12 protein-coding genes are annotated in these 19,933 nt (G+C 57.3%); 4 read left to right on the forward strand and 8 right to left on the reverse strand.

Annotation, left to right across the window (positions count from 1 at the left end):
* Positions 1–145 precede the first annotated feature (145 nt).
* The 7 genes from NW852_RS09860 to ureC all read right to left on the reverse strand — a co-directional run bounded on the left by NW852_RS09860 (position 146) and on the right by ureC (position 11,445).
* A complete protein-coding gene (locus tag NW852_RS09860; protein ID WP_414365607.1) occupies positions 146–715 on the reverse strand; it encodes a hypothetical protein in 570 nt (189 codons plus the stop codon).
* Positions 716–949: 234 nt separating this feature from the next.
* Positions 950–2,674, reverse strand: a complete 1,725-nt coding sequence (locus NW852_RS09865) for an ATP-binding protein (protein ID WP_414426692.1) — start codon at positions 2,672–2,674, stop codon at positions 950–952.
* Positions 2,674–3,267: a hypothetical protein gene (locus tag NW852_RS09870; protein ID WP_414334988.1), complete on the reverse strand. Its 594-nt coding sequence runs from the start codon at positions 3,265–3,267 to the stop codon at positions 2,674–2,676. The genes NW852_RS09865 and NW852_RS09870 overlap by 1 nt, the downstream gene beginning before the upstream one ends.
* On the reverse strand, positions 3,264–4,457 hold the full coding sequence (locus NW852_RS09875; RefSeq protein ID WP_414426693.1) for a DNA double-strand break repair nuclease NurA: 1,194 nt from the start codon (positions 4,455–4,457) through the stop codon (positions 3,264–3,266). Before NW852_RS09875 ends, NW852_RS09870 begins: the two co-directional genes overlap by 4 nt.
* Positions 4,447–8,043, reverse strand: a complete 3,597-nt coding sequence (locus tag NW852_RS09880; RefSeq protein ID WP_414370197.1) for an AAA family ATPase — start codon at positions 8,041–8,043, stop codon at positions 4,447–4,449. The genes NW852_RS09875 and NW852_RS09880 overlap by 11 nt, the downstream gene beginning before the upstream one ends.
* A gap of 2 nt (positions 8,044–8,045) precedes the next feature.
* Positions 8,046–9,314 carry a metallophosphoesterase family protein gene (locus NW852_RS09885; RefSeq protein ID WP_414370199.1) on the reverse strand — a complete coding sequence of 423 codons (1,269 nt, stop codon included), beginning with the start codon at positions 9,312–9,314 and terminating at the stop codon, positions 8,046–8,048.
* A 412-nt stretch (positions 9,315–9,726) separates the two neighbouring features.
* Positions 9,727–11,445, reverse strand: a complete 1,719-nt coding sequence (ureC, locus tag NW852_RS09890; protein WP_414335744.1) for an urease subunit alpha — start codon at positions 11,443–11,445, stop codon at positions 9,727–9,729.
* 331 nt (positions 11,446–11,776) lie between these two features.
* On the opposite strand from ureC, the gene psaA reads away from it, so the two are divergent.
* Positions 11,777–14,044: a photosystem I core protein PsaA gene (psaA, locus tag NW852_RS09895; protein WP_414365602.1), complete on the forward strand. Its 2,268-nt coding sequence runs from the start codon at positions 11,777–11,779 to the stop codon at positions 14,042–14,044.
* Positions 14,045–14,065: 21 nt separating this feature from the next.
* Positions 14,066–16,300 (forward strand): photosystem I core protein PsaB, encoded by a 2,235-nt coding sequence (psaB, locus tag NW852_RS09900; RefSeq protein ID WP_414365601.1) that lies wholly within the window; start codon positions 14,066–14,068, stop codon positions 16,298–16,300.
* A gap of 425 nt (positions 16,301–16,725) precedes the next feature.
* Here psaB and NW852_RS09905 read toward each other — a convergent pair whose 3' ends face one another.
* Positions 16,726–18,177, reverse strand: a complete 1,452-nt coding sequence (locus tag NW852_RS09905) for a hypothetical protein (protein ID WP_414370201.1) — start codon at positions 18,175–18,177, stop codon at positions 16,726–16,728.
* A gap of 333 nt (positions 18,178–18,510) precedes the next feature.
* Between NW852_RS09905 and NW852_RS09910 the strand changes: the two genes are divergently transcribed.
* Together NW852_RS09910 and NW852_RS09915 are read left to right on the forward strand one after the other, a co-directional pair.
* Positions 18,511–19,185, forward strand: a complete 675-nt coding sequence (locus NW852_RS09910; protein WP_414426694.1) for a hypothetical protein — start codon at positions 18,511–18,513, stop codon at positions 19,183–19,185.
* Positions 19,186–19,549: 364 nt separating this feature from the next.
* A partial coding sequence (locus NW852_RS09915; RefSeq protein ID WP_414426695.1) for a hypothetical protein occupies positions 19,550–19,933 on the forward strand: 384 nt, incomplete at its 3' end.

Consider the following 19,933-nt stretch of genomic DNA (forward strand, 5'->3'; position numbering starts at 1 on the left):
AACTACACCGGAAAGACTTTGGGCTGAGGGGAGCACTTCCCAGAAAAGCTATGGCGACTGGAATATAACTGACGAAGCCGTTCGCTACGTCAAGTCCTAGCTCCCCTCTCCCTGAGGGAGAGGGGCCGGGGGTGAGGGGTCGCCTCTAGGGCCGGAGTAGGTCGGCGGATCCAGCGCCGGGGATCGGCAAGCGTTGCAGCGGTTCTGGGGTGGGCGGGGCAGGGACAGGGTTCAAGGCGGTGGGAATGTACAGGGGCTTGGGATCGGGATCCCCGCCGAAGGCCAGCAGAATGGCCCGCAGCAGGGCCTGTCGCTGTTGCCGGGTCAGGGCTTGCACGGCTGCCTTGTCTTGGGCATAGGGGTTAACCGTCAGGCGCTCGGCACCCGGGTAGCGCTGGGCAACTATCGGCTCATTGGCGTCCAAATAGTCCGCTAGCGTCAGTTGCCAGTCAAAGCGGTCGGTAGGAGAGCGACCGACCACCTGCAGGTGGTAGACCATCATCCGCCGCACCAAGGTATCTTCCTCGGGCGCGGGGCCGCCGTCATTGGGGTTCACGGGGGTATAGCCATTTTCCAGCGGCAAATCTGGCAAGGCCGCGTAGACCTGCCGCGCCGCCTCAGGGATCAGCCGCAACTGGGCATAGGCAGGGCCGGATCCCAGTAGAGCCACAGCGGCAATGCCCACCCAACTTCGCCAAAGAGCTTGTTTCCTCACCACAACTTTCTTCTCCGCTGGCAGCAAACTAGCGTTCCAAATGGTCGTGAAACTATTTTTTGAGCTGCAATGCTCATCTCTCCTGAGCAGAAAAGCTTGGGATCCCGGAGCACTTGGGAAGTGTCGCAACCTAAAAGGGACGGTCATGAACCGTTCTAAACTGCATGGATTTTTTGACTCAACATTTATAGACAGGATGCTCGGCTGCTGGTTGACCTCAGCTTTTGAGGATCTCTAGTCAATACTCAATCCCTCAACCACTTGAGGCTGAGGACGTGGCTTAAGGGGAGCAGATTGGGCCAGGCGATCCCGTTGGCGATGCGCCTGAAAGTGATTTTGCCACAAGCCGAGGATATCTAGGGTTTCGCCACCATGCTGGGTGTAGCGCTGCCGCACTTTACACAGAACAGGGGTATTGACACACACACCGGAGACGATTACCTGACCCTTGCTCAAAGCCGGCAATTCTTGGAGCAGATCCCGTCCGGCAGCCTCAACGCTGTGGCGCAGGTTTTCTTGATCGGAAGGGTTGACGATTCGCATCAAAAATTGGCTCATGCATTGCGACAGAATATCCGAGTCCAACTTGCCGGGGCGTTGCGTAATGAGACCTACTCCCAGTCCAAACTTGCGTCCTTCGCTAAGGATGGTGCGCAACACCTGCTTGCAGCGGGAAGGCTCGTGGGCAGGGGCAAAGCGATGGGCCTCTTCCAACAAGATAAAAACAGGATAGGGCAGGTAATTTTCATCCCCCGGCTGGATCTTGCCTTTATGGGTGTTAATGCGGGCGTAATTGGCCTGGCGCAGAATAGCAGCGGCAATCACCTGCTGCTCTTCCTGGCTAATCTCGTGCATTTGTAAGATGGTTACCTGCCCTGGCTCAAACAAATCCTTTGGAGCCAGGTGTTCTACATTGCTGAAATAGGGAGAGCGATCGATCTGCTCCAGCTTCCACTCCAGGGCAGGTGCTGAGGATCCTTGAGATCCATCTTCCTTGGAATCCACTTCGTTGACGGCGTCGATCAGATCCTGAATCGTCCAACGTACTGGATTAAACTGGGTAACCTTGCGGAAAGCCTTCTCTAGGAAAGATTTCTGCCGGTCGGTGGTCTCTGGCAGGAGGGTAAGGATATCGAAAAAGTTGAGAGAAGACACGCGGATCTTAATTTCTTGTGGGGAGAGAACCTTAACCTTAGGGCGGTAGCCGTCTTCGCCGAAAAACTTGGGGTGGGACTGCATCTCTGCCAGCGTATGGTATTCCCCATGAGGATCAAAAATAAGAACAGCAGCCCGGTTTTTGGGCAACATCAACTCTTCAATCAAGACCCCTGCCGTATAGGATTTTCCGGATCCCGTCCCTGCCAAAATAGCCAGATGGGTGCTAACCATTTCCTTGACATCCAGCACCACGGGCACCGCTCCCTCATCGCGCAACAGCAAACTGCCCAAGTGAGCGCCCCCAATGGCTGTTTCATCCCGTTTGTTCAAAATCGATTTCAGCAGACGATTGGAGGCCAAAAAGACTTTGGCACCGGGATCCGGAGGGCGACGGGGGTTAATAAAGCCCATGGCGCGGTGAAAATAGCCGATGACCTCGACGGTAACTGCGTAAATTTCTGGGTTGGGATGGGTAAAGCCCACTAAAGCCACAATGGTGCTGGGATCGATCTCGGTGTCGGCAAAGATGCGATCGGGAATGTGATCCAAAAGCTGGACTTGGCTGATTTTGCCTAGGATTTGCAGGGTTTGGGACTGGAGATCCCGCACTTCATAGTAGACAAAATCGCCTACCCTTACGGCTTGGGTATTGGAAGTGATAAACACATATTGGTTGGGGGTTTCACCGGGGCCCTTGACGGTGCCGATTACCTCTGGGGCCTCTTCATCAGAGGAGAAAACAGCTTTTGGATAGCGCCCATTCTCAGAGGGCTGAGGCATCCCTACAGTTTTTTTGGTCATCAGCGCATCGCTCCTACGGTCATTTTCCAGGCCAATTCTTTGCTTAGAATTTGCAGGGCCCGCTGTTGGGCTGGATCGGAAAACATGGGTATGATATCGTTCAAGACTTGATAAATAAGGTGGTCAGCAAAGTTGCCACCGCTGCTCAAGAGCAATCCATAATACGAAAACTGGGTTTGACCTTGGGGATCTTGGTGAAAACGTAGGATTTCTTCTTGGCTCATGCGAAAAACGGGTGTGTTTACGGGCACCACCACGCGCGGGATCCCTTGCCGGCCACAGCCCCGCTCTTCGTCCAAAGCTCCGATGAGAACCACCGAAAGCAGTGTGCGCACCTCGTTTTGTAAATCAGGGGAAAAATAGGGATCCGGCTGGCTGGAAAGGCGTGGGCCGGAGTTGAGAAAGAGTGGGTTGACAATTTGGGTGTTATAGACCAGACCCACAGCCCAGTGCCGTTGATCGCTCTCCAGCTTAACAAAGCTGCCAAAGCCATAGTCGTCGGGAGAGGGAGGATTCTTGACTTCTAAGATGTCATCCACCTGCACTACGTAGTCGCAGTGATTGTTGGAGCGAACCACCTTGCCCAATCTCATCGAACCCGCCTCCGCTGCAGTTTACTCACCGTTTTCTGAGATAACCTGAGGCTGAGCTTCTCGCGGCTTGCCCAATCTTGCATCAGGCGCAGGAAAAGGTTGCGATCTTCGTTGCGAATGACGGCTATTTGATCGGCTGTCTCCAGCACATAAGGATAGCCTCTTCCAATGATCACCTCGCAGCGCACCAGATCCACCACCCAGTCCAAAAGTCCTGCCTCATAAACCCAAACCGGTATCTCCAGCCGGGCCGGAAAGTTGTTGTTGGTGCGCAAATAAATAAATCCCACCCGCTCCCGCATTTCTTGGTAGGAGTTGAGGATCCCATCTTGAGGGTTGAGGCTGCCGCCACGAGCGCAGATAAAAAAAGGCGTGCGCTCCCCCCACTCTAGCCAGGGGCTGAGCAATTGGGCATCGTGGAGCTGAGGAGCTTCAGGAAGATCGAAGCAATGCCGCAGCAATGTCACCAGATCTGAGGTATAGGTGGTGTCGATGTAGGCAACGATGGGGATCCGGTTTTGCTCGCTGGCCCGCAGCACCTGGAGTAAACATTGTACGTAGAAATCTCGGCTTTCCGGCTCAAGAGCTTCCGCGAAGGTAGCCACCAACGCCCCATCTAAAAAGGCCAACTTTCGGGATCCAAGCTGAGCTCTCCGGATATATTCCACCAGCTTTTCTGTTTCCATTTGAAAGCGACGCATGTTGACAACGCGCTCTTTGGGCTCACCGCTGCTATCGGATCCCAAATCCTTTGGAGTCAGTACATCGACTTGAATATCTTTCTCATACAGGCCTTGGGCACAGTGATGATTCTCATACCAGCCGATCTGCACTAAGGCCACCGGGATCGACAGATCCTTGCTGGGATAGATCTGGGATCCGTCTACTGCAAAGGTGGGAATATTTTTGATAACCGACCTTGCCCACTCACAGCTTTCTTCGTAGCTGGCCCATTGCTGCTTAAAAGGAATTGCCCAACTGGAATGAAGATCCCATTCTTGAGTGGGCAGGGCACCGGGAAAGTCCAAAAGCGCTGTTTTTTCAGCAATCTCTGCGCTCGACCACCGGCACAAGCTTTTCATGGCCTGCCGATACCCTTCTCTGCGCTCCGATAGCCCTTGATCAAAAGTCACGAAAGCCTCTCGCTTTTGCTGCAATACCGCCAGAACCCGGTCAGCTCTAAATACCATAGATGGGATCCCTCCTCATCTGGTCAGAGCCGGAGTGCCTCTCCACCCGAATGATGTTCTCCGTTACTTGCTCAAAGGTATCGTCATGGCTGATTACAAATAGCTGCTCAAAAGATCGCAAATTGGTGATGGCCTCTGCCAACCGCTGTCGCCGCTGGGCGTCCATGTTGGTGGTGGGCTCGTCGAAGAAGGCAATATCCAACTGTCCTAACACCTTGAGCAAAGCCAGGCGAACTGCCAGAGCTGCCGACATCTGCTCTCCTCCAGAGAGGCTGGCAAAACGTCGTTTGGGGCCGCCTCCCTCTTGAACGCGGATCTCGTAGTCGGCCTCCCAGGTGAGGGCAACATTGGGGCGGTTGAGGATTTCCCGGAAGAGGTGATCGGCAATGTTGTTGATCTGCTGTAGATAGTATTGGGTAATTTGGGGGCCGGCCTTTTTGTAGGTATCTCGGCTAAACTTAATGAAGCGATGCAGCCGCTCTTTCTCGATGCGTTGCGTCTCAACTTGTTTTAAGGTTTCTCTCACCCGCTCCAGTTGCTGTAACCTTTCCTGGATTTTCTGCAGTTGAGGGGCAAGGCTTTCCAGGCGAGCTTGGGCCTCGGCCTTTTGAATTTCGGTGGCCTGCAAAAGGGAGTGCAGACGTTGGTGCTCCTGAGGCTGATAGAGGGAAGCCAAAGGATCCCGCTCTGCCCGTAATCGGGACAGTTGGGCTTGCAATGCTTGCTGTTGCGCCTTCAGTTCACTGAGCTTTTGTTCTCGTTGGGGGAGCAGTTTGGCAATAGGCTCCAGACGTAGATATTGCTCGTGATCCGCTCGGTAGTGTTCGCGCTGTTCTTGCAGGGATCCCAGCTCTCGATCCAAGTGCTCAGTTTGCAGCAGCGCTTCCTCAAGGGGACGGAGTGCTGCCTCCAAATCCTGGATTTGCTGTAGGTACCCTGCCTGCGTTTGCAGGTACTGTCTTTCCAGCTTGAGCTCTGCTTTCAGCCGCTCGGCCCGGCTTCTGGGATCCCCCAGGGACTTCAAGGTTTCAGCAGCTTTTGCAATTTGGGCTTGCAGGTAATCTTGGGATCCCTCTGTTTTCTCCCAGCGATCAATTTGGGCTTGTTTTTCCTGCTTGGCTTGCTGGATCTGTTCTAGGGCTAACTGAGCTGCTTGCAGTTCATCTTTTCGTTGTGGCAAACTTTGGACAAGTGGTTGCATACGGATAACGGTTTCATAGCTGTTGCGATGGCAGCTCTGCTCCTCCCGTAAAGTGGCAATTCTCTCGTCTAGATCGGCAAGTGGCTGAAGCTGCTGCTCCAGGGTTTGTATCTGTTGTTCAAGTTGCTGGATGCTGGCTACAACTTGCTGGTACTCTTGCTCAACTCTCGGCTTATGGTTGAGCTCCTTTTCCAGGCGCTGGATTTGTCCTTTGGGATCCCCTAGTGCCTGCAGCGCTTGGCCAATTTCCTGTTGTTGCCGAAGAAAGTCTGGCTCCGCCTCGAGGCTCCACTGAAGATCCTCAATTTTGCTCTGGCGTTCGTTTTGCCATTGCAGCAACTGTTGAATTTGAGCTTCTAACTCGGGAATCTGCGCCGTTAAGCCAAGCAGGGGCTGCAAAGTCTTGAGTTGCTTCTGGATATCGGCCAGTTGCTGGCGTAACTGAGGCTCGCAAGTTTGCGGGGAAAGATCCTGGAGAATCTGTTGGATGGATTGCAGTAGCTGTTGGCTGAGGGCTGAAGACTGGGCCAGAACTTGCGGGATCCGCTGCCATAGAGGTTGGAGTTGCGGATAACTCTGTTGGCAAGCGGCCAGCTCCTCCACAAGACTTTGAATGCTGTGGTTGTGCTGGGCCAGTTGGTGAGAGCCCTGCTCGACAAGGGCTTGGAGTTCCTGCTGAAATTGCCGCGCCGCAGCCAGGCGGCTGAGCTGAGTTTGCAGTCGCTCTTGTTGAGCCTCAAGGAGGGGAATCTTGGCTACGTGCTCTCGATCGGCCTGTCGCTGTCGAAGCTGCAGCCGCAACTGTTCCAACTGGGCCCGGCCCTGTTCCTGTTCTGTTTCTCTCTGTCTTAGTTCTAGGCGCAGGGCCTGAAAAGAGGCCAACTTCTGGCCCATTTGAGAGTACCGTTGTTCCAGGGCAATTTGCTTTTCGCAGAGAGTTTGCAGGTGTAGCTTTTCCTCCTCCATTTTGTGGAAGAGGTGGAGCTGTTGTCGATATTCGGATTCTCGCAATTGGAGTTGGTGGAGCTGCTGCCGTAAAGTTTCCCGCTGAGCTGTCAAGGTCTGCCGTGTTCGTCGCAACGCCTCTTGCTCTGCCACCCAAGCCTCCAACTCCAGATAACGCCTGTAGGCTGATTGGTGCTGTTGACAAATGGCCTGCGCCTGTTCAGCCTCTTGGACGCGGCTTTGCAGCAGTTGACAGCGCCCGGCGTGGGCTGACCATTCTCCCTGAAGCTGCTCCCAGTCGCGGTGCAGTTGGAGCAAGGTGTCGAGCTGCTGAGCCCAGTGGCTTTGTCGGCGCTCCAGCTCCTCTTGGGCTTGAATCTGGGGAGCCAGCTCCTCTAGCTCCTGCTTCCAGCGCTGTTGTTGGCTTAGTTTTTCCTGCAGCCTCGCCAGTTGGTTTTCGAGGTTCTGCTTTTGCGAGAGCAGGCCCTCCCGCTGCTTCAGCCACTCCAGGCGCTGCTGCCGTTGCTTTTCCAGCTCCCGCAACCGATCTTCTATGGCCAGAAAGCGCTGGGATCCCTCTTGATGGCGCTGTTGTTGTACCTGCGCTTGCTGGGCCTCTGCCCACAGCTTTTCGGCTTGCTCAAGGGCTACTGCCAGCAGGGATCCCTCTTGCTCCAGTTGAGCAATTTGCTGGTCGAGCGTTTGGATTTGCGCAAGCAGCTTCTCCAGCCGCTCCAGCTCCAACTTCACCTCGGCCAAGGTATGGGTATGGTGGCTTAAGCGCTCCTGCCAATGCCTCAGTTCTTGCTCAATTCTCTGCTGCTCTACTTGGAGTGGATCCCAGTCTTGCATCTGTTGATGGAGCAGCTCAATTTGATGCTTGACGGCCAAAACTTGCGCCTCACTGTATTTTTCAACTGCCAGCAGATCCTTTGCAACTTGCTGGTACTCTTCTACCTTCAAGATGCGGTCGAAAACTTCTTTCCGCTCCCGACTGGTTTTGAGAAAATCTGCGGTGAAAGTGCCCTGGGGTACCCCAATGGTTGTGGCAAAGAGCCGTGCCAAATCAGTACCAGCGGGCACGCCCAAATGTTGCCTCAGCCACGCCAGCACATCTGCCTTGCGCTCGTAATCTAGGCGCTGCTTCAATTGCGGATCGAAGAGGCGATATCCCTGGCTGACACTGCGACGAACGTCATAGGTGCGCTGATCCCACTGGGAAATAAACTGGACAGTAGCCACCGCATCGTTGGCGCCTGTGCGGATGAGTTCTTCTTGGTTGTAGGGGCAGTAGTCAAACAAAACCCAGGCGATGGCCTCTAGAATGCTGGTCTTGCCTGCTCCATTTTCTCCACAAATGGCGTTGATACCGGGCTCAAACTCGAAGAAGGCGTCCTCATGAGACTTGAAGTTCTGTAGAGCCAGAGAGAGGATCCGCATGGTCAGTCTTCTTCCCCCAGAAAGGCGCCGCTTAGGTGAGCATACACTTCCGCTTCGCCTTGCCCGTCCAGGATTTTCTCTTTGAGATCCAAGAGTAACTGTGCCAGCTCTTCGCTGCGCTTGCGGTAGTGGGCATGGCTGCTCAGCAGATCCCTGTAGATTTTCTCTTCAATTTGCAGCCTGCGCCCTTCTTCTTCGAGGGAAAGAGCAGCCGACCCGATCTCCAAAGTAGTGGCTTCGAAGCGGAAGAGAACCAGCAGGGCACCGGTAAGCTGCTGAATCTGCTGCTGCAGGGCGCGGCTATCCAGCTCGTGCTTGGCAAAGCCCACCTGCCCCACCAGCCGAAACTCCACCATTGGCTCTAGCCCACTTTCGGGAAGGTCGGATCCCTTGGCCAAGGCAATTGCGGCTGCAACAATCTCTTCGGGGGTTTCCCGGCCCTTGGCTTCGAGAGAGATCCGTCGGTGAGGCCGCCGATAGTAGTCCTGCACCAGCTCAGCCTGAGGCGGGCCATCTCCCCAGCAAACGCGGTAGGCTCCCCGCGGAAAGTCCCACTCGGCGCTACTGTTGGCCTCCAGGGATCCGGGATTGAAGATCCAGCCCTCTTCCGTATAGCTTTTGTGGATGTGCCCCAAAGCCAGGTAGCCCACCCCCGCCTCCCGCAAAGGCAGCAGATCCCGGTAGCGCAAGGCCCCTTGGTAACGGGCAATTTGCCCCTCCAGCCCGTGGTGAAACATCAACACCACCCGCTCGGGCCCGGGGGGCAGCCGGCGAATGGCCGCCGCCAACTGCTCGATGGACTTGGGGGCCGCCGACCCGTACCACTGGGATCCGATCACCCGTACCCCACAGGGCAGGTCTAGATAGCCCCCCCGCCCCCCTGCCCAGGGGCGCAGCTCCAAACCCTCCTCTCCTGCTTCCGGCTCCAGCAGGATCAGTTCGCCGTGATCAGCCAAGTATCGCAGCCAACTGGTCTTGACACCGTAGGGGCGATTGTCGTGGTTGCCCTCAATGGCCAAGACGGGGATCCCGGCCTGCTTTAGCTCCCGCAAGACAATCTGGGCTTGGTTGAGGACGCCAGGCTGAATTTGCCGATGCTCAAACAGATCCCCGGCGATGAGGACAAAATCCACCGGGTTCTGGATGGCATGGCGGCGCACCACATCCCGAAAGGCCAAAAAGAAATCTTTGCTCCGCTCCGGGCTGTTGTAGCGGTCGTAGCCCAGATGCACATCGGCTAGATGCAAAAAGGTGCAGGTAGAAGTGGCCATCGCCCGAACCTGCCAGCAAATTGCCCACAGTTTAGCTTAATCGGCGGGAAGCCCCGCACTGTAGGGGTGAACTGTGTTTACCCAAGAGCCAATCAGTGTCGGGATGAAAGCCGTTCGTGCCACAATACGCTATCGGTTCGCGCAGCGTGGCGTAAGCCATGGTGTGTTGACTCAACGAAGATAAGGGTCGGGAAGTGCCGGGATTCGTTTACCAGACAAACCCTAGTGCTCAACCCGATATAGGGATCCCTTCCCGGTCATTTGCAGCTTTGCCCGCATTGCCACCACTAGAGGTAGGTGCCGCCCCGCCGCTGCTGGCTACGGATCCGGTGACATTAACCAACGGCTCCAGAGGCTCCGGCCCCTCTCCTGAAAGCCCAGAAGCCGCGAGACGCTACTTGCTGCCGCTAGCCTAGAACAAAAAGTATCGTTGCGCCATCGGCAGGACTTCTGCCGGCTCACAGGTGAGCAATTCTCCATCGGCCCGTACTTCATACGTCTCCGGGTTGACCTCGATGTGAGGGGTGCTGCTGTTGAGTTTCAAATCCGCCTTGCCAATCTCGCGGCAATTCTTGACCGCTACGGCCCGGCGTTGGATCCCCAGTTTTTCTGGGATCCCCAGGTCTAGGGCAGCCTGGGAGACAAAGAGCAGGCTGGTCTCGCTCAGGGCGCGGCCAAAGCTGCCGAACATAGGCCGAGGGTACACCGGCTGCGGGGTTGGAATCGAGGCGTTGGGATCCCCCATTTGGGCATAGGCAATCAAGCCCCCCTTCAGGACGATCTCCGGCTTAACCCCAAAGAAAGCCGGCTTCCACAGGCACAGATCCGCCAGCTTGCCCACCTCTACCGAGCCGATGATGTGGCTGAGGCCCTGGGCAATGGCAGGGCAGATGGTGTACTTGGCTACGTAACGCTTGGCCCGAAAGTTGTCGTTGCGGCTGCTATCCTGCGGCAGAGGCCCCCGTTGCACTTTCATTTTGTGGGCGGTTTGCCAGGTGCGAATGATCACTTCTCCCACCCGGCCCATGGCCTGGGAGTCGGAAGAGATGATGCTGAGGGCCCCCATGTCGTGCAAGATGTCTTCGGCGGCAATGGTTTGGGGGCGAATGCGGCTTTCGGCAAAAGCAATGTCCTCTGGCACCTCTTTGCTCAGGTGATGGCACACCATCAGCATGTCCAGGTGCTCTTCGATGGTGTTGCGGGTAAAGGGACGGGTGGGATTGGTGGAGCTGGGCAGCACGTTGGGCTCGGAAGCAATGCGGATGATGTCGGGGGCGTGCCCACCTCCGGCCCCTTCAGTATGAAAGGTGTGAATGGTGCGGCCATTGATGGCGGCGATGGTGTCTTCCACAAAGGCCGACTCATTTAAGGTATCGGTGTGGATCAGGGTCTGGATGTCGTATTCATCCGAAACCTGCAGACAGCTATCGATCACCGCCGGCGTCGATCCCCAGTCTTCGTGGATCTTCAGCCCGCAGGCCCCCGCTTCCACCTGCTCCCGCAGAGCTTCAGGAAACGCCGCGTTCCCCTTGCCAAAAAAGCCCAAGTTGACCGGAAACCCTTCCGCCGCCTGCAACATCTTCCCCAAGTTCCAGGCCCCCGGTGTGCAGGTGGTGGCGTTGCTGCCTGTGGCCGGCCCGGTTCCGCCACCCAAAAGGGTAGTCACTCCCGAAGCGATGGCAAACTCGCACAGTTGAGGACAAATGAAATGCACATGGGCGTCGATCCCGCCTGCCGTCAGGATCAAGTTTTCGCCGGCAATCACCTCGGTGCTGGGGCCAACCACCATGCCTGGTGTCACCCCCGTCTGGATGTTGGGGTTGCCGGCCTTGCCGATGCCGACAATGTAGCCGTCGCGAATGCCCACATCGGCTTTGACGATGCCCCACCAGTCCAAGATCAGGGCGTTGGTGATCACCAGATCCAGAGCCCCGTTGGCGCGGGTGGCCGTCGGCGATTGCCCCATGCCGTCGCGGATGGTCTTGCCGCCGCCGAACTTAATCTCCTCGCCGTAGGTGGTGAAATCCTGCTCCACCTCGATGATCAGCTCGGTATCCGCCAGACGCACTCGATCCCCTACTGTGGGGCCGTAGTTGCTGACGTACTGGCGACGGGGAATTTCCAGAGTCATAGAAGGACATCTGCGCAGGAAGCTGTCAGCTTTCTACCACATATCCCCACCCAGAGGATCCCTTGCTGCCCGTTGCCCAGTTCTCAGCGTTCATTTCACCAGAGCAGATTGGGTTGGTGAAAATTCGTTACATATATTTACATCTACAATTGGAAAAACGATTGCCAATCGACGCCGACCCTGATCAGACAAGGGATCCCTCGTTTAATTATTGTGAAGCGACGGGGGGTTTACAAACCCTGACCTATAATGCCTGGTAAGTCCCGCCCTGGGGGGTTTCCTGACGATGGGCGGGAATGCTTCGTTCCTTGTCGCAAGAGAGGAGTTCTTGATGACAACTACACCCAAGGAGCGAGAGCCAAAGGTTAAGGTGACGGTTGATATCGATCCGGTTCCCACCTCATTTGAGAAATGGGCCAAGCCGGGACACTTCGATCGCAGCCTGGCGCGTGGCCCCAAGACCACGACCTGGATCTGGAACCTCCACGCTCTTGCTCATGACTTCGATAGTCACACCAGCGACCTAGAAGACGTCTCTCGCAAGATCTTTTCTGCGCACTTCGGCCACCTGGCGGTGGTCTTTGTCTGGCTGAGCGGCATGTACTACCACGGCGCTCAGTTCTCCAACTACTCCGCTTGGCTGGCGGATCCGATCAATATCAAGCCCAGCGCCCAAGTGGTCTGGCCCATTTTTGGCCAGGAGATCCTCAACGGCGATGTGGGCGGCGGCTTTGAAGGGATCCGCATCACGTCGGGCCTATTTCACCTCTGGCGGGCTGCCGGCATCACCAATGAGTTTCAACTCCTCTGCACCGCTATTGGTGGCTTGGTGATGGCTGGCCTCTGCCTGTTTGCCGGCTGGTTCCACTACCACAAGCGGGCTCCCAAGCTGGAGTGGTTCCAGAACGTGGAGTCGATGCTCAACCACCACCTGGCGGGCCTGCTGGGGCTGGGCTCTCTGGCCTGGGCCGGTCACCAAATTCATGTGGCCATCCCCATCAACAAGATGTTGGATGCGGGCGTGCCGGCGGCTCAGATCCCTCTGCCCCACGAGTTCATCCTCAAGCCGGCCCTGATGAAGGAGATGTTCCCCAGTGTGGATTGGGGCTTCTTCAGCGGGGTGGTGCCTTTCTTTACGTTGGACTGGGGCAAGTACGCGGAGTTCCTCACCTTCAAGGGGGGCTTGGATCCCCAAACCGGCGCCCTCTGGCTGACGGATCAGGCCCACCACCACCTGGCCATTGCCGTGCTGTTTATCGTGGCGGGCCACATGTACCGCACCAACTGGGGCATCGGCCACTCCATTAAAGAGATCCTGGAAGCCCACAAGGGTCCCTTCACCGGCGAAGGCCACAAGGGTCTCTACGAAGTGCTGACCACCTCCTGGCATGCCCAACTGGCCATCAACCTGGCCATGGTGGGATCCCTGAGCATCATCGTGGCCCAGCACATGTACGCCATGAACCCCTACCCCTACATGGGCATCGACTACGCCACGCAGATCTCCCTCTTTACCCACCACATGTGGATAGGGGGACTGTTCATTGTTGGCGGCGCTGCCCACGGGGCCATCTACATGGTGCGGGACTATGACCCAGCGGTAAACCGCAACAACGTGCTGGATCGGGTAATCCGCCACCGCGACGCCATCATCAGCCACCTGAACTGGGTGTGTCTGTTCCTGGGCTTCCACGCCTTCGGCTTCTACGTCCACAACGACACCATGCAGGCGCTGGGCCGTCCGCAGGACATGTTCTCGGACACCGGCATCCAACTGCAGCCCATTTTTGCCCAGTGGATTCAATCCCTGCACACCAACGCCATCGCCAGCACCGCTCCCTATGTGGGCGCTTCGGTGAGCCCCATCTTCGGCGGCGACGTGGTGGCCGTGGGTGGCAAGGTGTCCATGATGCCGATGGTGCTGGGCACGGCGGACTTCATGGTGCACCACATCCACGCCATGACCATCCACATCACGGTGTTGATCCTGCTCAAGGGGGTGCTCTTTGCCCGCTCTTCGCGCCTGATCCCCGATAAGGCCAAGCTGGGCTTCCGCTTCCCCTGCGACGGGCCAGGCCGCGGCGGCACCTGCCAGGTCTCCGGCTGGGATCACGTCTTCCTGGGGCTGTTCTGGATGTACAACGCCATCTCGATTGTGATCTTCCACTTCAGTTGGAAGATGCAGAGCGACATCTGGGGCACCGTCAACCCGGACGGCACGATTGAGCACATCACGGGCGGCAACTTTGCAGCCAGCGCCGTCAACATCAACGGCTGGTTGCGGGACTTCCTGTGGGCGCAATCGGTGCAGGTGATCAACTCCTACGGCTCGGCGCTGTCGGCCTATGGGCTGCTCTTCTTGGGCGCCCACTTCGTCTGGGCCTTCAGCTTGATGTTCCTGTTCAGCGGCCGTGGCTACTGGCAGGAGCTGATTGAGTCGATCGTTTGGGCCCACAACAAACTGAAAGTCGCTCCGGCCATTCAACCCCGCGCCCTGAGCATCATCCAGGGTCGGGCGGTCGGTGTGGCCCACTACCTGCTGGGTGGGATCGTCACCACGTGGGCGTTCTTCCTGGCACGGTTTGCCGCACTCGGCTAAGGCAAGGAGGAAGAGAGAATCATGACAACTGCAACTCGTTTTCCGCAATTCAGCCAAGACCTGGCCAGTGATCCCACCACTCGACGTCTGTGGTATGGCATTGCCACCGCCCATGACTTCGAGACCCACGATGGCATGACGGAGGAGCGGCTTTACCAAAAGCTGTTTGCCACCCACTTCGGCCATCTGGCGATCATCTTCCTGTGGGCCTCGGGCAACGTCTTCCACATCGCCTGGCAAGGCAACTACGAGCAATGGGTGGCCAACCCCACCGGCGTCACCCCCATCGCCCACGCTATCTGGGATCCCCAATTTGGCAAGGCGGCGGTGGAAGCCTTCACCCAACCTGGGGGCGGTGGCCCTGTCAACGCGGCCTACTCCGGCCTCTACTACTGGTTCAACACCATCGGCCTGCGCACCAACGGCGATCTCTACACCGGTGCCATCGGCCTGCTGTTGTTGGCGGCGGTGTTCCTGTTTGCCGGCTGGCTGCACCTGCAGCCCCGCTTCCGGCCCAGCCTGAGCTGGTTCAAGAACGCTGAAGCCCGCCTCAACCACCACCTGGCCGGCTTGTTCGGCGTCAGCTCGCTGGCCTGGACGGGCCACCTGGTGCACGTAGCCATCCCCGAGTCGCGCGGTCAGCACGTGGGCTGGGACAACTTCCTCACCACGCTGCCCCACCCGGCGGGACTGAAGCCCTTCTTCACCCTCAACTGGGGGGTGTATGCCCAGAACCCAGATACGGCCAACCATGTCTGGGGCACGGCGGAAGGGGCGGGCACGGCCATCCTCACCTTCTTGGGCGGCTTTAACCCCAACACCCAGTCCCTGTGGCTGACGGACATGGCCCACCACCACCTGGCCATTGCGGTCATCTTCATCGTGGCGGGCCACATGTACCGCACCAACTGGGGTATTGGCCACAGCATCCGCGAGATCCTGGGTGCCCACAACCCGCCCAAGGGCACTCCCTTCGGGGGCCTGCTGGGCGAAGGGCACAAGGGCCTCTACGACACGGTCAACAACTCCCTGCACTTCCAGTTGGCGTTGGCGCTGGCCTGCTTGGGGGTGGTGACCTCGCTGGTGGCGCAGCACATGTACGCCCTCAACCCCTACGTGTTCATGTCCATGGATCACACCACGGAGGCAGCTCTCTACACCCATCACCAGTACATCGCTGGGTTCTTGATGGTGGGGGCTTTTGCCCATGGGGCCATCTTCCTGGTGCGGGACTACGATCCCGAAGCCAACAAGAACAACGTGCTGGCGCGGGTGCTGGATCACAAGGAGGCGATCATTTCCCACCTGAGCTGGGTATCGCTGTTCTTGGGCTTCCACACGCTGGGGCTGTACGTCCACAATGACGTGATGCAGGCCTTCGGCACGCCGGAGAAGCAGATCCTGATTGAGCCAGTGTTTGCTCAGTTCATTCAAGCTTCCCACGGCAAGATGCTCTACGGCATGGACGTGTTGTTGTCCAACCCGGATAGCATCGCCTCTACGGCTTGGCCCAACTACGGCAATGTGTGGCTACCGGGCTGGCTGCAAGCCATCAACGATCCCAATGGGTTCCTCTTCCTGCCCATTGGTCCTGGTGACTTCCTGGTGCACCACGCCATTGCTCTCGGCCTGCACACCACGACGTTGATCCTGGTCAAAGGGGCGCTGGATGCCCGCGGCTCCAAGCTGATGCCGGACAAAAAAGACTTTGGCTACAGCTTCCCCTGCGACGGGCCGGGTCGGGGTGGCACCTGCGACATCTCCGCCTGGGACGCTTTCTACCTGGCCATGTTCTGGATGCTGAACACCATTGGCTGGGTGACCTTCTACTGGCACTGGAAGCACCTGGGGATCTGGAGCGGCAACACCGCCCAGTTCAACGAGAACTCCACCTACCTGATGGGCTGGCTGCGGGACTACCTCTGGGCCAACTCTGCCCAGTTGATCAACGGCTACAACCCCTACGGCATGAACAACCTGGCGGTTTGGGCCTGGATGTTCCTGTTCGGCCACTTGGTGTGGGCCACGGGGTTCATGTTCTTGATCTCCTGGCGCGGTTACTGGCAAGAGCTGATCGAGACCCTGGTCTGGGCGCACGAGCGCACCCCCTTGGCCAACTTGATCCGCTGGAAGGATAAGCCGGTGGCTCTGTCCATTGTGCAGGGTCGTCTGGTGGGCCTAGCTCACTTCACGGTGGGGTATGTCCTGACCTACGCGGCCTTTGTCATCGCCTCGACGGCTTCCTTGTCTGGCTAGCAAACTCTAGAGGTTAAGTAATTGAGGGATCCCTCCGCGGGATCCCTCTTTTTTTGCTGCTTGGTCAAGCGAGAAGGATGCTGGGCCCATGGCTCTGGCCGCGTATCCAGCGATATACCTTTGAGGAGTTTCGCTGGCTGGTTGAGTCTCTGGTTCAGAAAATTCAGAAAATAACGAACGGGGAGCCGCCTGTATTGACTGTTGATGGGCCTTGTGCAAGAGCAGGCCAAGGAGCCCGTGCAACTGCCCCCCAACCACGAGCCGGAACCTGGTTTTGCGATTGTGCGCTTCCAGGAGGATGAGTAGCGAAGAATAGAGTTTGGCTCAAGTTTTTTTCGAGCAGATAGAGGAAGGGCTCCCTAATCCAACAAAAAAGGCTCAGCCACAAGGGCCGAGCTAGAGGGGTTCAAAACAGGCTGCTAGGGCTAGAGCCGCACCTGCGCGCCCTCAAAGAAGCCACGGATGATCAGAATGGATCCCTCAGAATCTCCTGGAGTGGTCTCTAGATTGTCCGTGGGGAATTCTTGTTCCAGGAACCACTGGCCGGAGATCCGGTCGGCAGAAGTCGTTGAGTCGAAGACAAGGCTTAGAATCCCTCTTTGCGTACTACCACCAATGTCAAGTCGATTAAACGGCCCGGCCAATTGTGCCCCGGCTAGGGTTCGGAAGACAAAATCGCCGGTGGCGGGCACAATGCCCTGAAGAATAACCGGCTCAGGGGTATCTCCTTCCACAGGTGAGCCAGGTAATTCACCCGTAGAGCGCTCGGTGCGCAGGGAGAAAAAGTAGTCAAAGGCCGTAGGAGCACCCGGACGCTCAGGGACGGGCAACTGCGGGATCGGCGTGGGGAAAGGTCGTGGCGGCGGGCTGACCTGGACAAAGTTGAGGACTGTGCTGACATTGGCCGGGTCAAACTCCGCTTGTACCCGACCGTTCAGCAGACGCCGGATGCGTACCAACTGGTTGGGCAGAATGTTCGGACGAGTGGGATCCGGGGCAAATAGCACCGACTGGGTACCCACCTGGGCGGGACGATAGACGATCTCCGCCTGGTTGGGCCGGAAGTTCAGGCGAGCAAAGAGAGCCAGGGCATCTTCAGGAGTGCCATCGCCGGCCACGCCCCGCTGCCGCACCACAAAGCTGGCGGAGAAGCTGCCGGTTTGCAGGATGGCAGTGACAGGCCCTTGAGGTGGGGGAGGATTGACAAAGGATCCTGCCGGTGGGTTGCCATTAGGGCCGGGATCTTCATAGAGTACTCCCACGGTGGGGACAATGAGAGAAGAATCTCCCTCTAAGACGACTTGGTTGCCATTGCGGCTAACCAAGATGCGGCGCACGGTTAAAGTTAAAACAGTTTCCGTATCCGGATCGGCAGCTCTAAAGGTTGTGTTGACTCGAATACGCTGGTCGTTGGGGTTTGTCGAAAGGGCAACCAACCCGGCGATGCTGAATTGCGTAGATAGCCTGCCGTCGTTGGGGCCGAAGGCGATGAGATTTACCAGCGGCGTGGTTCGGGCAATCTGGAGGGCCAGTGTGCTGGAGCGAAGGGTTGAGTCAATTGTCAGTTCATTGGCTGGGATCTCATTGACCGGCAGAATGCGGGCCTCTACGTTGGTAATGCGGGCTTCTCCACTGCCTTGAAAGCCGCTGTTCCGCACAGGGATCCCGTTGTCAAACTTTGGGTTGATGTAGTCCAGCCTCAAGCTGGTGGTCTCCAGCACTGAGCCGGGGGTAAAGCGGTACTCCTGCGCCGAGACAAACGCCGTGGGATCCACCTGGACAGGCCCCGGCAAGGCGGGGGATTCGTCAATTTGACCGCAGCCGCCTAGAAGTAAGACTCCACACAAAACTGCCAATGAGCGACCTTTGAAGTTCATACGGCACTGCCTCACACACCCTAATCTGGGGAAATCCACACACAAAATGGAGGAAAAGGCACCCAACCCCAACGCTACAGGTAAGCTGGCCGCCCCTGCTCGAGGCTATGATACCCCATATCTAGGGGATGGGCCATTTCCAAAAAAATTTCTTAGATTTGCTTTGCCGCTTGCTTGACAACGCCCCAAGATGCAGTAGAACTAACAGCAGGCATCCGCCTTTGAAACGGGATCCCTCATAATCTTGCCCATGCACAGGGGCAGATTCAGTGGATCCCGGCTGGGCGCTGTTGGAAAGATTTGCTGTGGTGTGAGTGAGTGGAGAATTCCCCGATGAAACGACGTTCTGGCTCAGGCCCTGGCCGTGGCGGCCTTTCTCTTCTGGCAACTTGGGCTTCGCTGGCGCTAGCCACTGCCTGCAGCAGCGAGACTACGGGCGGCTTGCCACCCCTCTTGACCGCCAATGGATCCACGCCTCCTCCCGTGGCCGTGGCCCCCACCATCTCGCCCAACCTCACACCCATCACCTTCCGCCCTGGGCCAGACTTTGCCCCCATCACGCCGCCACCCATTCAGCCTGACCTGCCGGATCCACCCAGCTTGCGGCCAGCTGGGGAATTCAACCTTTTGCTCTCTACCCCGGCAAACCCTGCTGTGATTCCCCCAGTGGGATCCGCTTTTGTAACAGTTACCTTGCGCGGCTTGTTGGTGCCAGGGGTCATTGCCAGCGTAGAGCTGCAGTTTTTCAACATCAGCCGCGGCACAGATATTACCGGCATTTTCTTGCCGACAGCCATCGAGCAGTTTAGGAATACGCTCATAGGCCGAGGCAACAGCTACGCCGACCGAACCGACGGGATCACCCTCACCAATGGCTTTACCTTCCCGGCTGATCTGGTGGCCTACAATGCCAACGTTTTTGCCGGAGAAAGGGTTTTGGTGATCCTGGTCATTCGCGATTCGTTTGGCCAAGCCCTAAGATTAGAGGCACGCGCTCAGGCTACCTAGCGTGAAGCTGGCTAAGGGCAGTGTTTAACTGCTGCGAGAGATTTAAGGTCAGGAGGATGAGGGAATGAAAACCGGAAAGCTGGCTGGGGTTTTGGCTTGCCTCTGTGTTGGTTTGCTGACGGCTTGCCAACAGGCGAAGGATAAGAATGCAACCAGCTTTATACCTGGGCCGATCTTTCCTGTGCAAAACCCAAGTGTAGAACCCGGCGGAACTGGCGTGGGAGTGCCGGCTACTCCTCCCGTTGGAGCTGCTCCCCCAACCCAGCCCAGCCCTCTCGTGCCCCCTCCCGTCTCGGCGCCGACGATCCCACCCTTGCCCAGCCCCAACCCTTCTCCCAGCATTGTTGGGTTGCCTCCGGCCCCCTTGGCTCCTCCAACCTTTAACAAGAGCTTTAGTCCGAGCACGACTTCGGCAGGTGTTCCTGTTACTTTAAGTTTTTCGATCACCAACAACTCCGGCATCCAACTGACCGGCCTCAGCTTTGCGGAAATCTTGCCGGCAGGGCTATCCGTTGCTGCCGCTCCTGACCTCAACAATACCTGTGGGGGAACTGCAAGCGCCCCTGCAAATGGAAGCTTTATTTCTCTGACCGGTGGCCAGCTTAGTCCCAATTCAAGCTGCTTGATAAGCGTTCAGGTGGTTGCTGCAAACGTGGGCACTTACACGAACCCTGCCACAACGCTCACCAGCAACCAGGCTCCTGCCGCTCAAAGCGCACCTGTCAGCCTAACCGTAAACCAAGTTCCT

Source organism: Synechococcus sp. H60.1, assembly GCF_047462335.1.
In the GTDB taxonomy this organism is placed as follows: Bacteria; Cyanobacteriota; Cyanobacteriia; order Thermostichales; family Thermostichaceae; genus Thermostichus.